Source organism: Occultella kanbiaonis, from assembly GCF_009708215.1.
GTDB lineage: Bacteria > Actinomycetota > Actinomycetes > Actinomycetales > Beutenbergiaceae > Occultella > Occultella kanbiaonis.
Window position 1 is genome coordinate 668,239 of the sequence record NZ_CP046175.1, and the last position, 15,818, is coordinate 684,056.

The 15,818-nt window shown below is 66.1% G+C and carries 11 protein-coding genes; 6 read left to right on the forward strand and 5 right to left on the reverse strand.

Features of this window, described 5'->3' with window-relative positions; translation table 11 throughout:
* Positions 1–64 precede the first annotated feature (64 nt).
* The 3 genes from GKS42_RS02935 to GKS42_RS02945 all read left to right on the forward strand — a co-directional run bounded on the left by GKS42_RS02935 (position 65) and on the right by GKS42_RS02945 (position 4,013).
* Positions 65–1,318 (forward strand): family 1 glycosylhydrolase, encoded by a 1,254-nt coding sequence (locus tag GKS42_RS02935; RefSeq protein ID WP_154792490.1) that lies wholly within the window; start codon positions 65–67, stop codon positions 1,316–1,318.
* A 62-nt stretch (positions 1,319–1,380) separates the two neighbouring features.
* Positions 1,381–2,835, forward strand: a complete 1,455-nt coding sequence (locus GKS42_RS02940; protein ID WP_154792491.1) for an aldehyde dehydrogenase (NADP(+)) — start codon at positions 1,381–1,383, stop codon at positions 2,833–2,835.
* Entirely contained in the window at positions 2,832–4,013 is a 1,182-nt protein-coding gene (locus tag GKS42_RS02945; RefSeq protein WP_154792492.1) for a fumarylacetoacetate hydrolase family protein, read from the forward strand. The genes GKS42_RS02940 and GKS42_RS02945 overlap by 4 nt, the downstream gene beginning before the upstream one ends.
* A gap of 305 nt (positions 4,014–4,318) precedes the next feature.
* Here GKS42_RS02945 and GKS42_RS02950 read toward each other — a convergent pair whose 3' ends face one another.
* From GKS42_RS02950 to GKS42_RS02970, 5 genes are all read right to left on the reverse strand, one after another.
* On the reverse strand, positions 4,319–5,332 hold the full coding sequence (locus GKS42_RS02950; RefSeq protein WP_168217726.1) for a PD-(D/E)XK motif protein: 1,014 nt from the start codon (positions 5,330–5,332) through the stop codon (positions 4,319–4,321).
* 68 nt (positions 5,333–5,400) lie between these two features.
* Complete coding sequence (locus tag GKS42_RS02955) at positions 5,401–8,202, reverse strand: Z1 domain-containing protein (RefSeq protein ID WP_168217727.1); 2,802 nt, start codon at positions 8,200–8,202, stop codon at positions 5,401–5,403.
* A gap of 2 nt (positions 8,203–8,204) precedes the next feature.
* The gene (locus GKS42_RS02960; protein ID WP_168217728.1) at positions 8,205–10,391 is read right to left on the reverse strand and encodes a DUF262 domain-containing protein; all 2,187 of its coding nucleotides are present in this window, start codon (positions 10,389–10,391) and stop codon (positions 8,205–8,207) included.
* 91 nt (positions 10,392–10,482) lie between these two features.
* A complete protein-coding gene (gene dcm, locus GKS42_RS02965; RefSeq protein WP_154792496.1) occupies positions 10,483–11,826 on the reverse strand; it encodes a DNA (cytosine-5-)-methyltransferase in 1,344 nt (447 codons plus the stop codon).
* A 194-nt stretch (positions 11,827–12,020) separates the two neighbouring features.
* Positions 12,021–12,800: an SDR family NAD(P)-dependent oxidoreductase gene (locus GKS42_RS02970; RefSeq protein ID WP_154792497.1), complete on the reverse strand. Its 780-nt coding sequence runs from the start codon at positions 12,798–12,800 to the stop codon at positions 12,021–12,023.
* Positions 12,801–12,853: 53 nt separating this feature from the next.
* Between GKS42_RS02970 and GKS42_RS02975 the strand changes: the two genes are divergently transcribed.
* From GKS42_RS02975 to GKS42_RS02985, 3 genes are all read left to right on the forward strand, one after another.
* A complete protein-coding gene (locus GKS42_RS02975; RefSeq protein ID WP_154792498.1) occupies positions 12,854–13,531 on the forward strand; it encodes a FadR/GntR family transcriptional regulator in 678 nt (225 codons plus the stop codon).
* Positions 13,532–13,600: 69 nt separating this feature from the next.
* A complete protein-coding gene (locus tag GKS42_RS02980; protein ID WP_154792499.1) occupies positions 13,601–14,509 on the forward strand; it encodes a dihydrodipicolinate synthase family protein in 909 nt (302 codons plus the stop codon).
* A gap of 43 nt (positions 14,510–14,552) precedes the next feature.
* Positions 14,553–15,818, forward strand: coding sequence for an ABC transporter substrate-binding protein (locus tag GKS42_RS02985; protein ID WP_168217729.1), 1,266 nt, complete (start codon positions 14,553–14,555; stop codon positions 15,816–15,818).

Here is a 15,818-nt window from a genome sequence, read left to right on the forward strand (position 1 = left end):
GTGGGCTCCGCCGTCCGCCCGGCAACCGTCACCACAACTATCGAAACGACGTGAGGATCCACCGATGACCTGGTTCCAGGACGGCCGGCTGCATTTCGGAGTCGGCGTCGAAGATACCTTCGTGCCGCAGACCCGTGAGGGTGAGCGAGCGCTCGACGAGTACGAACTCACCGAGCACTACGAGAACTGGCACGCCGACCTCGGCCTCGCCGCCGAGGTCGGCGCCGAGTTCATGCGCTGGGGCATCCCCTGGTACCGGATCAACCCCGCGCCCGGCCGATGGGACTGGGCGTGGCTGGACGCAGTGATGGCACGGTTCGCCGAACTGGGGATCCGGCCGATCGTGGATCTGCTGCACTACGGCACCCCCCAGTGGCTGGACGGGGAGTTCGCCAACCCCGACTACCCGCAGCACGTCGCCGAATACGCGGTCGCCGTCGCCGAACGCTACGCCGACACGGTCACCGACTACACCCCCGTGAACGAGCCGATGATCCATGCCCGGTTCAGCGGCGAACTCGGCTACTGGCCCCCGTACCTGAGCGGTCAGGACGGGCTCACCCGGATGATCGCCGCGCTCGCGGACGGGTTCGTGCGAACCCAGCACGGCATCGCCGAGGTGCTCGGCGACCGAGCCACCTTCGTTCACGTCGACGCGACCACCCGGGTCGTCGGCGCCGTGGATGGCGAGCACGCGGACAAGGTGCGCCTGCTCAGGAACCAGGCATTCGCCGTCGAGGACCTCGTCACCGGGAGGGTGCGCGAGGGGCATCCGCTGCTTGAGCACCTGCTCCGGCACGGGCTGCCGGAGAGCCTGCTGGACAGGCTCGCCGCGGCACCGGCCGCCCCGGACGTCATGGGCGTCAACTACTACCCCAGGCACTCGACCACGCTGGTCGAGGACGGGCCGTGGCCCGCGGGTGGCTTCGTGGAACCGCCACCCACCCGGGACGACGGCGTCACGGGCCTCGAGGAGCTGATCCGCACCTACGCGCAGCGGTACGGCGCCCCGGTGGCGCTCACCGAGACCTGCGTCACGGCCTCCGTCGCTGCGCGCGTGGCCTGGCTGGAGGAGTCGGTGGCGCTCGCGCACCGTCTCCGTGCGGACGGCGTCCCACTCGTGGGCTACACCTGGTGGCCCCTGTTCGACATGTACGAGTGGACCTACCGCCACGCCGACACCCCGCGTTCGGAATCGCTGCTCACCATGGGGCTCTGGGATCTGGAGGAGTCACCATCGGGCCTGCTCCGGCGACGCAATGGTGTCGCGGACGCCTTCCAGCGCCTCGCCACCGCCGATCGCGCGCGCGTGCACTGAGTCGTGGATGGGTGGAGTGCGCGCATGGTCCGCGACGGTGCCCCGGACCGTAGGCTGGCGGCATGACGACCAAGGACGAACTGGACGCAGCGGTCCAGCAGGCACAGGTGGCATTCCTCGCGGCACGCGGGGCCGAACCGGACATCCGGGCCGGCTGGTTGGAGGCCATCGCCGACGGCCTGGACGCCGCCGCCGGTGAGCTCGTTCCGCTGGCCCAGTCGGAGACTCATCTGGCCGAAGGTCGGCTGCAGGGGGAGCTGAGGCGGACCACGTTCCAGCTGCGCCTGTTCGCCGAGGAGGTCCGTAGCGGAGATCTGCTCGACGCGACGATCGACCACGCCGACGAGTCCTGGGGCATGGGACCTCGGCCGGACCTGCGCCGGATGAATGTCCCGCTCGGCGTCGTCGGCGTCTTCGGTGCGTCCAACTTCCCGTTCGCGTTCTCCGTCATGGGTGGCGACAGTGCCTCCGCGCTGGCAGCCGGCTGCGCCGTGGTCCACAAGATCCACGAGGCCCACCTGCAGCTCGGGCTCCGCACGGCGCAGGTCGTCGTCGATGCGCTCGCGCAGGCAGGTGCACCCGAGGGCCTGTTCGGCGCCGTCACCGGCCGGGACGCGGGCGAGGCACTCGTCGACCACCCGCTCACCACGGCGGTGGGCTTCACCGGATCCACCCGGGTGGGCCGCATCCTCGCCGACCGCGCCGCCGCCCGCCCCGAACCGATCCCCTTCTACGGCGAACTCGGCAGCATCAACCCCGTGGTCGTCACCCAGCAGGCCTGGGCCGCCCGACGCGACGAGATCCTCACCGCCTACGTCGGCTCCTACACCCTGGGCATGGGCCAGTTCTGCACGAAGCCCGGGCTGCTGTTCGTCCCTCAGCTCGACGAGAACAGCACCCAGGTGCTCCGCGAGACGGTGGCCGGCAGCGACCCGTCGCCCATGCTCACCGCCGGCTTGGCCGAGGGATTCCTCCACGCCCGCTCGGCCATGGCCCAGCGCGGCCTGACCGAGATCGTCCCCGGCGGGCAGGGCGACGCACCCGCACCCGCCCTCTTTGCCACCACCGTCGAGGCTGCCGTGCAGGATCCGGAGATCGTGCGCGAGGAGATGTTCGGCCCGGCCAGCATCGTCGTCTCCTACCGGGACGAGGCCGAGCTCACGCGTGGTGTCGAACTCCTGGAGGGCCAGCTGACCACCACGGTCCATGCCGAGCCCGGCGAGCAGTTGGATGACTTGGTGAACGTCCTGGCCGCACGCTCGGGTCGCGTGATCTGGAACTCCTGGCCCACCGGCGTCACCGTCAGTTACGCCCAGCAGCACGGCGGCCCCTACCCGGCCACCACGGTGCCCGGCACCACCTCGGTGGGCACCGCGGCCGCGCGCCGGTTCATGCGCCCGGTGTCCTACCAGGGCTTCCCCGAGGCTTCGCTGCCCCCGGCTCTGCGCGACGTCAATCCCTTGGCGATCTCCCGTCGCGTCGACGGCGAATGGCAGCTCGGAGGAGGCGCGAAATGAGCACGAACACCCACCCCGGCAGCGCCCACGCGATCCTCCCCACCGACGCCGACGAGGCGGTCCTGGTCGGCCGGGTCTGGGACCCCGAGACCGGTGGACCCCGACCGGTCCGCGTGCTCGGCGAGGACGTCTACGACCTGTTCGATGTCGCCCCGACCGTCTCCGGCCTGCTCGAGCGCGATGACGCCGCGCAGGTCGTCGCCGGCACCACCGGCGACCCGCGCTGGCAACTCACCGACCTCGTCGAGGCCTCACTCGCCCGCACGCAGGACCGCCCGCACCTGCTCGCCCCGCTGGACCTGCAGGTGATCAAGGCCTGCGGCGTGACCTTCGTCGACAGCATGATCGAGCGCGTCATCGAGGAGCGCAGCGCCGGCGACCCGGCCAAGGCGCGCCAGGTCCGCGAGACCCTCGCCGCCTCCCTGCACGCCGAGATCGACACCATCGAGCCCGGCTCGGAGGCTGCAGCCCGTGTGAAGGAGGTCTTCCTCGCCGAGGGCCTGTGGTCGCAGTACCTCGAGGTCGGCCTCGGCCCGGACCCGGAGGTCTTCACGAAGGCCCCGGTGCTCTCCTCGGTCGGCTACGGCGCCCAGGTCGGCATCCCGGCGTTCTCCTCCTGGAACAACCCGGAGCCCGAGCTGGTGCTCGTCGTCGACTCCCGCGGCCGGATGCGCGGCGCCACCCTGGGCAACGACGTGAACCTGCGCGACGTCGAGGGCCGCAGCGCCCTGCTGCTGGGCATGGCCAAGGACAACAACGCCTCGGCCGCGATCGGCCCGTTCATCCGGCTGTTCGACGGCGCCTTCACCGTCGACACCGTCCGCACCGAGCGGATTACCCTGCGGGTCGAGGGCGCCGAGGACGGCTACGTCCTCGAGGACGAGAACAACGTCGCCCGCCTGAGCCGCCCGTTCGAACGACTGGTCGAGGCTACCCACGGCGACCACCACCAGTACCCGGACGGCTTCGCCCTCTACACCGGGACCCTGTTCGCCCCCACCCAGGACCGCGGTGTGCCCGGGCTCGGCTTCACCCACAAGGTTGGCGACCGCGTCACCATCGCCAGCACCCACCTGGGCACCCTGACGAACGAGGTGGCACCGACGGACTCCCTGCCCCGATGGGAGTTCGGGATCCGATCCCTCGTCGAGTACCTGCACCGCTCGGGCGGGTCATAGCGGGCGACGGCGTCGGTCGCGTCATTCGGTCCGCGCACCGCTTGTCGTGCGTGCGCCCATCTTTTGGGGCCATGCCCGCACCGAGTGCTCCTAGTCGACGACGACGCGCTCGTGCGCACCGGGCTGCGCCTGATCTGGACAGAGCGGCCGACGTGGAGGTGGTCGGCAGGGCCGGCGACGGCGACGACGTGGTGCAAGCCGTGCAGGCGCAGGCCCCGGACGTGGTGTTCATGGACCCGCGGATGACCCGGATAGACGACATCGCCGCCACTGCGAGCCGGCGCGGAAGACGAATGCCTCTGGGACTACTTCGGTGCCAGCGACCTGACACGTTCAACCGACGCGGCGAGGCCAATTATTGGATTCATGGTCCCACGGACCTGCCGAGGCAGCGAAATGTCGAACGACACCGAGTCGGGCAGGATGTGGGTGATCTCGGCTAGGTCGCTGCGGCGAGGGAGGCGGAGGCGTTCGTCGTCGAGGTCGTAGAGGCGCTCGGAAACGAGCATGAACGGGCGGACGAGCGACTTCTGTAGACCATGACCCCCATGATCAAGCCGCAACGTGCTCCCGGCGTAGTGCCTAACGTTGTCGAGGAATTGTTCGCGGGCGGATTGCGGCAGCTTGGGGAGTATTTCCTGGACGAGTCCTTCAATGGTGGGAGCACTCGTCGTCTCGATTGGCAGCCAACGCAACACAAGCGAAAACAAGAACAGGGCCGTCTCGGGTGAGCCGCCGACTGAGAGTCCTACCTCCACCTGATGAGTGCCCTGGATGTGGTGGTTGACATGACCTCCGTCGTTGCCTCGGGTAGTTGTCTTGACCTCGACGCCGACTGAGCCAATCTGGAAGTCGCGCGTTGATCGGTGCCAGCCGTGCCAGGTCGCGGTGACTGCTTCCGACGGGCCGCCAGCAGGTACTCCGCGGAGGAGCTCAGTGAGAAAGCAAAGTTCGCCAGCTAGGCCGGTCAGGACCTGGTCTTCCGCGCGGGCTCGTTCGAGCACGGTGGCGATCACAGGTTCTGTTTCGCGAAAGGCCCCTTCGGGATCTGTAGCGTAGCCGTTGTCTAGCAGTTCTACAGCCAAGAGCGCCGCAATGGCATTGACGTGATCACCTGCACCGAGTTGGAGCCGATTCGCCGCGATCGCGAAACCTTCCGCAACCCGCCAATTGTTGAAAACCATCTGCTCGGCGATCGTGGCGAGGTCGGCACGGAGCTCAGGCCCGGCAAGGAAGAGTTCGAGGACTCCCGATGTGTCTCTCGCGGCCCCGAGCGATTGTGTCGAATCGAGCCAGACGACAGTCCTGGAGGTATCCACCTGGGGAACTCGAGCCCTCTCCAGAACTGCCCGGAGTGTCTCGAACGTCTCGCTGTGGCTAGAAGGTCTCATCTCGCGACGCTCATTCGCGTTGACACGGCTTCGATGTGGTCGGGGCCTCCAGATGGGATACTGAGCCCGAGGGCGATCCCTTCCTGAGCGCCGCCTCGTTCGACTAGGTGGAACAACGCGAGCCCGTTCGTACCGGTCGCTCGCGAGCCGTCTGCGTTGAGGCGCACGGTGTGGCCGTCGAGCATCTGGACGTCAAAGAGATCGTCGCTCCGGTAGCCACTTTCGGTGGCGCCGCGCGAGCCCCACGTTGCACTCAGCACGGACTCGGTCGAGGCTCGAGCCATTGCATGGAATGATCTACCGACCTTCTGAGCGAGGTTTGCGAGTGGACCGTACTTCACTGGTGATCCACTCCCGAACCGGAGGCCCACATAGAACAGCGGCTGGCTCCTTTGCTTCTCCTCGAGATCCAGCAGGCTCCAACGCTGTGCAGGGAGGTCATTGGTGTACAGGCCGGGGATGTTTCGCTCGAGCGCGGTGGACCAGAGGCGCAAATAGGCGGCGATGTAGTAAGGGGATAGCGAGCCCAGGTCGACCGATTCGCTGTGGATCGCGGGTGCGCGATAAAGAGGAATGGCCGGGTCTGTATCAAGTATCCCTGCCTGGCGTTCTATGGCGCGCCACCTCGTAGCATCTTCCGGGGACCAACCGTGATCGTCATACCGTAACTGTTCCAGCAGTTGTGCTGTCTGAACGAGTGTGACTGGCCGAGAGACAAGTAGGCCCCGCTCGGAACTCACTAATTCACCTCGCGTGCGGGCGGCATCGAAGAACTCCGAGAGTATCGCGATGTTGGCGTGATCCTTGCCGGGCGAATTGAGGTGCCGGACGAACGGGCGTTTGCCAGGCGACAAGGGCCGCCCCCGAATCGAGACCTTACCCGTGGCCTGGAAGGCCGCTCCCTGCAGGACTGATATCGTGGGCAGCGTCGCCGTATTCGCGTTCATGGCAGCGATGATCTGGGTACGGAGCGCGTCGTCCGCATCGCCGTACTGTGTAAAGAGATCGAGTTGGAGAGGGCTAAGAAAGACTCTGCATAGGTCGAGGTAACTGCCACGGTAGCCGAACCACCGCTGCATCTGCATCTGCGTGTCGGCATACGGGTTCTTGGATGCGCGGGTGAAGACTGTGGTCAGAAGACCCTCGAGGGTCAAGCCACGGGACATTACATTGCCTGATACAAAGACGGTCGAGGAGTTCCTCGGAGCAGCCCACGCTTCACCTGTCCACCAGGGCTCAAAGGCGGGCTTCTCGTCCGCGTCTGGATCGCTGTTGATGACCGCGATCGTCGTCGCTGGCAGCAACTCCTCCACGATGACTTCGCGAAGTTCTGCCCAGCTTGAGACCGGCCGCTCCGACGCACCCGAGAAGCGCTCTTGAACGGTAGCCGCCGAGATTCGGTACGACTCGATCCAAGCGAGCCACATCGATTCGTTCTCGTCGAGGTCGGCGAGAACACCGGCGAAGGGCGATGCGCTGGGCGCCGCTTCTGCAAGTGTACCGGTCCACCATCTACGGAGCGCGTCGGCGACAAGGAAGTGATCGGCCATAGAAGAAGAGGGGTGTACAAGCATGCATGTCGGCGAGGAGAGTTGGGCGACTGCATCGTCGCGCTCCTCGAACAATCGAGCGGCACCAGATGCTGGACGGATGCGACCTGGGCTTCGGCACAACCGGATTGCGGCCGCCGTGAGGTAGGCGCGCAAAGAGTTGACTACGTGATCGAGGTCCGCCCCTTCGAAGTCTTCGGTTCCTCTGGTGGACGGTGTGCTTTCCTCCGTTGCTTCGGCGAGAGCGCCCTCGCCGTCGGCAGGAGTGTCGACCACACAGATTGTGTCGACCAGGCTGCGATAGAAGAGATCCGCACCGGTGTACCACCCTGGCAGGCCTTCCGGAACGGCGTACGTCAAAGAGCGATGGCTCGGGTCACCATTGGGTCCGGGCGTGCGGAGACTTGCGACGAAGTGCCGCGGCGCAAGCGGGTTGGTTTGGTCCTGGAGGAAGTTCGACTGCGGCGTTGCGGTGTAAGCGACATAGGCCGCGAACGTGCGTTCGTCGACTGTCTTCCCAGGTGCTTGCCGTGGCTCCCACAGGTCGAGGATGCGGCGGGGAACCTGCTTGGGGTCTGCCCCGGACGTGTCAACGCCGTCGGCAATCGAGGAGTCATCGGCCTCATCGTCGATGACCAGTACCCGCAGGTCGAGGTTGAGGCGACGTGCGGCGGGGTAGACCGTTCCGTGCAGGAGATGGCCGACTCGCTCCAGGTGGTGTACCTCCTTCATCGCAACGACGATGATGGGGCTGCCGCGGCGTAGGGCTGACGCACACGCACTCTCGGTCAGTGAGTACAGGTCCGCAGGCCCCGGGAAGTGGCCGCCGTCCTCTGCGAGGCGTGGGTTCGGCAGGAAGAGGCGCTTGCTGGCTCTTCCCGGGAGCACGTCAAGTTGTGTCTGTATTCGGTCGAAACTCTGACGCCACAACGCCGTTTGAGTACCAGCGAGGATGACGACGACGTTCGTCCCGTTGTCGAGGGCACGTGCTGTCACGCCCAGCATCGAGGCCGTCTTTCCGGATTGGACGGCACCCATCACCACACCCGTCCGGGTGCGAGAGCTGTCCCATTCCGGCGATGTGACGGGCGGGACTGCCCGGTCGGCGATGTATGCGGCATCGTCCAGAACCACCTCCCGTGCCACCTGGCCGAGTGACGTGCGCCCGAGCGACTGGGCGTAGCCCGAGAGCCATGCTCCCGGCCTGTCGGCGACGAGCGACAGTTCTGACTCGCCGAACGTCGGCACGGTCATCCTTGTCCCGACGAGAGGCTCGCGAGCTCGCTGAGTCCTGACGATCCGAACTGCTCCCGGAGCGCGACATCGGCCGTTAAAGGGTCCGTCCGAAGAGCAGCGAGGATCGACCGAACTGCGTCAGCGATGAACTGCCACTGCTCCTTGGACTGGGTCTTGGTTGGCCGCCTCAGGGACCGCGTTGAATCCTCGAGGGCCTGGAGCACGTCGTCGTCTTCCACCAGGGCACGCGCACCATCCCGGTGCACGACCGCGGCCCCGGCGAATGCGACCAGAGTGGCGACAAGTTGCAACTCCTGCCAGCGGCCACGACCAAGGGAGTTCTTGAACTTCGGCGCCCATACCTCATCAGGGACGGAAGCCTGGAGATCGACGGCTCGGTCCAGGAGTGACATGAGTTCTGCCACTCGCACCTCGGAGTGCAGCGGATCCGCGGCGTGGTCCTGGACGCGCTTGAGGAGACTATTGATGTGAGCTGAAGTCGACCGACCCTCAAGGCCCGGATCCTCCATGAGCAGCGTGGCTGCCACCCAAGAAAGGGCCTTCGTGCGCTTGTAGCCAGCGTCACCGAAACCGTAGGCCGCGAGATTGCGAGACGTGGAGGACAAGTCGTCCCAAATATCCTCGAGGAAGGGTGCTACTGTCCCTACGTTCGGTGAGTCGCCCGCGGTAACCAAGAGTGCACGCATCAGTGCGATTTGATGGTAGGCGGCATTGCGAATCTCCTCGGCGTTTAGGTGCTTGCCCTGCTTGTTGTAGAGGCTGAAGACCTCATGCACTTGACGCGGATTGGTACCGCTATAGATGATGATCGGTACCTTATAGTCGGTAGCCTGTTCGAAGAGTGCTCGGATGGGTCGCTTACTGCCGACCACATCGATGACCACGTGACGTATATCCGTGTAGTAGCGGCCCGCCACGTCGGCGAGGATCCCCGGGACCGCGGCCCCCGCGGAGCGAAGGGGAAAGGGAAAGTACAGTTCGCGTTCGACTTTGAGTGTGAGCGGGGTCATTTCGTGCTTGCGCCAGAGCTTCTTGAATGCTGGGTAGTTCGTTCGGAAGATTGCGGCGGCTTCTTCCGTGCCCCATTCCTTGGCCTTTTGTTCGACAGTCTCGAGTGCCTTTGGGTGGGAGCCCGTGAAGCGGAGGATGGCCGTAAGGCGCTGCTTGCCGTCGACGATCTCGTACTTTTGCCCCTCGTTCGTGTTGTGTTCGAGCACAATCACAGAAGGTAGCGGGATTCCCCGAAGGATTGACTCGATGAGGAGTTGCGCGTCTCCTGTGGGCCATACGTCGGCTCGCTGATAAGACGGGCTGAGTTCGAGCTCGCGGTCCTCGGCGTGCTGTCTGAACTGAAAGATTGGCCATACCTCGGCCTTGGCGTTTATCGGCGTGGCGACTTCTGAAGCCTCTTCGGCTTCTTCGAGCGCGAGCCACTCGCTCTCCCACTGCGCCGAGGCGGTCTCGAGAGTAACGCCTCCTTCCTGCTCTTCGTTGAGGGCGTCGACGAAGTCCCTACGGAAGCCGGTAGCGTGGTCGAGCCGCTCCTGCAGGGCCTGCAACAGTTCAGTTTCGCCGGTCTCGGACGCAGGCTCGAGCGAGGCACGCAGTGAATCGTCGAACGCGGCGGCGCTCGACTCGTCCAGTGTGTCGGGGAAGTGCAACCAGTCTTGCACGGCGGCAAGGGCCGTCCGCCACGACGCGTCTTCGAGTCGTATGGCCGCCCTCGAAATCTCCGTAACCTTGCTGGTGTCCACTCCAGCCGGGGCTGGCCCGGCCTCTGCGAGTTCAGCGATCGAGTCTGCGATGTTGGTCGCGATCTCGCTGAGATCGGTTGTCATATCCATGTCCCATTCGTAGTCATCCCAGGCCGGGGCTGAGTTCAGCGTAACGAGGTCGCGTACCAGGGCTCGCGCGGGAGTGCGTCCCGAGTCGATGTGCCAGCGGACCGCGCCCGCGAGGAGCCTGTTCATACCCTCCAGCGTGATCGTGTCGCCGCGGGAGTAACATGTCTCGTCCCATGAGACCCCGACGACGCTCGCGATGGCCCGACCGCACGCAATCTTTCCTTGCTCGTGTTCGAGACTTAGGCCCACGAATGTGCCGAGCGCGACGAGCGCCGACTTTTTCTCCTTGCTCCCTGGACCAAGTGGTTGAGCTACGCGATTGCCGAGAAAGTACATCCGTGCGGTAGCAATGGCTTTCGAAGGCGCCGGTGTATAGGCGACCATCAGTCCTGACGCCCATTCGCTAGGCGGGAACCATATCGAAGACTCATACGAGCACCGGCTCCCGAGCGCTGTCCACCGAGTATGCGTTGGCAATCGGTGTGATTCCCGGGGCAATCTTCGCCAGGCGTTCGATGTCCCGCAAAATATGCTTGGCGAGGACATATTTTACAACGCCGACATTTACGCCATTGCCTAACTGCTTGTAGGTTGCGGCAATTGGCTGGTCTCCGAAATCGAACGTCGGAGGGAGTCCCTGGAGTTCCGCGGCTTCGCGCGGCGACAACTTGCGTCGAAGTTCGCCAATGATCGGCGTCTGTGAGATCGCAACGAGGGCGGGGAGGTGTGTGGGTCGCTTGACTCGGATTCCCGAAGGGCGCAACTGGATTACGCATTGCCATAATGACCGGTCCTGCTGAGCCTGCCACTCGAACTTCCGACGAGACGGTGGGAACGAGGTGACGTCATGGCGTGCGATCCATGCATCCAATGCTGATCGATGTGCCGTATAGAACGCGGCGTTCTTCCGGAGGAAAGTCTCTTTCCATCGAGGTGTTCCCTGGGGGATGATGAGTTCATCTTCATGGACCCAACTGTCAACCCAGATTGGGAACCCTGGTAGGCGTATTGAGTCCAACTGCTTGGCTGGCACTCGCGACCGTAATCCCGCGATCGCGATTTCACGGAAGTCGTCCCATGCGTCGATCCAGCGAGCCTCATCGAGCGTGAGTTCGCATCCGGGAATATACCGCCGAGAATCGAAGTCCAACTCCTCCAGCAGGTTCCACTCCCTGGTGCGGATCATTGTGTTCGTGACGACGGGTGGCGGATCGAGGCGCGCCTTCTCGGGCCAGTATGTCGCCGTGATGAAGACTCGTTCCCTGATTTGTGGCCGGCCTCCCAGTTCGGTAGGCAGCAGGTGAGGCGAGAAAATGGCTGGAGTCGACGATACGTGGTACCCCTGGTCCCGAAGGCTACGGATGATGACTTCCCACTCGTGGCGGTGCTTCGGCCCGGCAAGATTTCGAACGTTCTCGAGGATGACGACCGCCGGATGGTGCTTCTCGATGACCCGTAGGATGTTCCAAAAGAGTGTTCCGCGAGCTTCGTCCATCCCTCGCTGAGCACCGGACTTCGAGAATGGCTGACATGGGAAGCCGGCGGTGAGGACATCGTGTGCCGCAATATCTACGCGCTCTTCGTTGGCGAACTGGGTGATGTCACCCTTCGGGCGCGTCCCATGGTTTCGCTCGTATACGGCTGCTGCGCGTGGATCGATCTCGACTGAGTCCACGCATCGACCACCTAGATCGCTGAGGGCTGCAGCGAATCCGCCGATACCAGCGAAGAGGTCAACGTACGTGAAGTCGCCGATCGAGTTGTCGGGCATTGAGTTCTCCCCCAGCAGAGTTCCTTATGGGATGGTTCGATTGCGCACGCTTGGGCCAGCGTAGTGGCAGCCGCCGACATTGAAGCGGAGTTCGACCTGTGAGAGACCGATGACCTCGAAACTCGCTGCACTGCGGCCCCATCTGGAACGGGTCGAGGTGGTGGGCGCCTCTCGGTCTACATGGGCAGCGAGCCCTACGAGAAGTGCACCCCACCATTCAGATCCAGCACGGTCCCCGTCACGAACGCCGAGTCCACTCGCGCGAAGTGTTCAGCCGCCGCAGCAACGTCATCCGGGTATCCTGCCCGCCCAACCGGAATCGACGCGATCGTCTTCTCCTGATCCGCCGGCGCCGTGAACGTCTCGTGGAATGGCGTGTCCAGGATCAGTCCCGGGGCGATCGCATTCACGGTGATCCCCTGCGGGGCGACCTCCTTGGCCAGCGCCCGGGTGAGGCCGTCGACCGCTGCCTTCGCCGTGGCGTACGGGGCGGAGCCGTTGCCGCCACCGTTGGAGCCGGCCAGTGAGGAGATGTTGATGATGCGTCCGCCCTGGCCCAGGTGCTTCAGGGCGGCGCGGCTGACGTAGAAGGTCGAGGAGACGTTCACCCGCCACACTGCGTCCCAGTGGACGTCGGAGGTCTCGGCGATCGGGTGCCGGCCGACGAGGCCGCCGGAGTTGTTGACGAGCACGTCCAGGCCGCCGAGGCGCTCGGCGAGGAGGTCGACGGCGGCGGTGACCTGCTCGCTGTCGGTGGCGTCGAACCGGACGCCGAGGACGTCGAGGCCTTCGTCGGCGAGCTGGGCGACGACGTCGTCGGCGGACCGGGTGTGGGTGGTGAGCGCGACGCGGGCTCCGGCGGCGGCGAAGCGCCGGACGATGCCGAGTCCGATGCCGACGCCACCGCCGGTGACGATGACGCGGCGGCCTTCGAGGGTGCGGGGCAGGGGCGGGTTGCTGGTGTCGGCGGTCATGGGTCGAAAGTACCGCTGTGGCAACCTGTCAGATATCTGATAGGTTGCGGAACGTGTCGAAGCCGATGCTGTTCGAGACCGTGCAGGCCCAGCTCCTGGAGTACATCACCGAGCAGGGCCTTGGCCCCGATGACCCGATGCCCTCCGAGGGGGAGCTCGCCGTCCAGCTGGATGTCAGCCGCGGGTCCCTGCGGGAGGCGACCCGCAGTCTGCAGTCCATGGGGGTGCTCTACGCGAAGGCCGGCAAGGGCCTGTTCCTGCAGGACTTCTCCCTCTCCCCGGTGATCCGGCTGCTGCCGTACCGGATGATCGCGAACGGGGCGAAGCTCAACGAGTTGCTGGAACTGCGTGCGGCGCTGGAGCGGGGCTTGATCCCCAAGGTCGCCGAGCGGATCTCCGAGGAGACCCTGGCCCGCCTGGACGCGATCGTCGACGAGATGGTTGAGCTCGAACAGCAGGGCCTGGCCTTCCCGGAGCAGGACCGGCTGTTCCACCGCACCATGTACGAGGCCATCGGCAACGACCTCATCCTCGACGTCCTGGACATGTTCTGGACGCTCATGTCACGCATGCAGGCCGAGCTCCCGCCGCTGCAGTACCACGACCTCGCGGACCGGCACCGCGCCATCGTGGACGCCCTGCGCCAGGGCGGCGATGCCGTCTCCGCGCTCGACCAGCACTTCGTCGACATCGACTACCGGCTCGATCGACTCATGCGCCCCACCGACTGAGGCGACCGCAACACCGCCCGCCGGCCGCGTCGAGGCCGGGCAGAAATCCCAGGAGGGATCGCACCACCCATGACCCAACCACTCGAGCGCGCGCACGGCATCGTGCCCGCGCTGCTCACGCCCTACCTGGACGACGGCGCACCGAACCTTCCCGAACTGGGTCGCCTCACCGCTGCGCTGCTCGAGCGCGGGGTGGCCGGCTTCTACGTCGGCGGCAGCACCGGCGACGGCGTGATGCAGACCCCCGAGGAGCGGCTCGCGTGCATCGAGGTGGTGGTCGCCGAGACCGGCGGGCAGGTGCCGGTGATCGCCCACATCGGCACGAACGCCACCCGGCTCTCCCTGGACCTGGCCGGCCGCGCCGCGGCGGCCGGAGTCGACGCCGTCTCGGCGATCCTGCCGAGCGTCCCGCTCACCCCGGCCGAGCAGCTCGACTACTTCCGCACCCTCGCCCGCGGCTGCGACGTGCCGTTCGTCGCCTACAATTTCCCCGGCCGCACCGGGGTGGACCTGAGCGTGGAGTTCTTCGCCGCGCTCGCCGAGGAGACGAACGTGGCCGGGGTGAAGTTCACGTCCCTGGACATGTTCGGGCTGCAGCAGCTGGCCCGGATCGGCGACGGCCGCCTGGCCATCTGGAACGGGCACGACGAGGTGGCCCTCGCCGGGCTCGTCTCCGGTGCCTGCGGCGCGATCGGGTCCACCTTCAACGCCGCACCGGAACTGTTCGTCCGCCTGCTCGAGCAGTTCCGCCGCGGAGACTACGACGCCGCCCGGGCCACCCAGGTGAGCGTCTCGAACTACGTCCGCGACCTCGTCGCCACCGGGGTGCTGCCCACACTGCGCGAACTGCTGCGCCTCCAGGGGTTCGCCATGGGCCCCTCGCGGCACCCCCTGCACGACCTCGACGCCGACGGTGCGGCACGCGTGCGCACCCTGTTCGCCGCGCACCCCGAACTCTTCACCCCTTCCGGACTCTGACTCACCGGCGCAGTTCGCTGCCGCCACATGCAAAGGAGTTGTTGTGAACATCGTCGATCACCTCAACCTCACCCGCCGGCGCCTGCTGATCGGCGGTCTCGGCGCGGCCGGCCTCGGCGCGATCGCCGCCTGCACCCCCGGCGGCGGCAACGCCGGCGAGGAGGCGGAACAGACCGGGGACGGCAGCAGCCTGACGTTCTGGCACTACTACGGCGGCGGCGCCACTGCGCCGATCGAGGCGCTGCTGGCGAAGTACACGCAGGAGTCCGGCGTCGCGGTCACGCCGCGGCTGATCCCGTTCGGGGACTTCAACCGGACCCTGCTGCAGTCGGCCACGTCCGGGGACCTGCCGGACATCGCGCTCGTGAACGCCTTCGACACCGCCCTGTTCGCCGACTCCGGCATGATCGTCGACCTCAGCGACCGGGTCGAGGAGTGGGGCGAGAGCGACCAGTACTTCTCCGGGCCGATGGCCACCACGACCTTCGACGGCGCCACCTACGCCGTCCCGCACGTCGCCGACACCTACTCACTCTGGGTCAACAACGCCACGCTCGCCGCGGCCGGCCAGCAGGCACCCACCACGTGGACCGAGGTCGAGGCCGTGGCGGCCGCCGTCTCCGAGGGCCAGAACTTCGGGCTCGTGTTCTGCGGCATCGAGGGCGTCGAGGGCTCGACGGCGTGGATCCTGCGGTTCCTGGCCGCCGGCGGCGACATCCGCGACCTCGACTCCGACGCCGGGCTCGCCGCGATGGACTCGTTCCTGCGCCTGAAGGATGCCGGCGCGATCTCCGAGGGCGTGCTCACCTGGAACGAGGACGACGTGACCCTCCAGTTCCAGAACGGCACCGCCGCGATGATGATCAACAGCGCGTCCTACCTGTCCTCGCTCGCCGAGGCCGGCGACCTCGACTTCAGCGTGGTGCCGATGCCCTCGGACACGGACCAGTTCTCGTTCCTGTCCGCGGAGAACCTGACCATCACCAAGGACTCCGCGAACGCCGACGCCGCCTGGGAACTGATCACCTGGATGCAGCAGCCGGACGTGATGAACGAGTATCTGCCCGAGCGCAACAAGCTCCCGGTCCGCTCCGACACCGCCGAGGCCGAGATCTGGGCGGACGAGACCCGGCAGGTGTTCATCTCCCAGCTGGACGTCGCCTGGGCCCCGGACGAGGAGGTCGCCCCGGTCTCCGCGGAGATCTTCACCGGGATCCAGAACGCCCTGCAGGTCAGCCTGTCCGGGTCCGGCACGCCCGCCGACGCGCTCGCGGCCGCGCAGGCCACGGCGGACGAGGCGCTGGCCTGA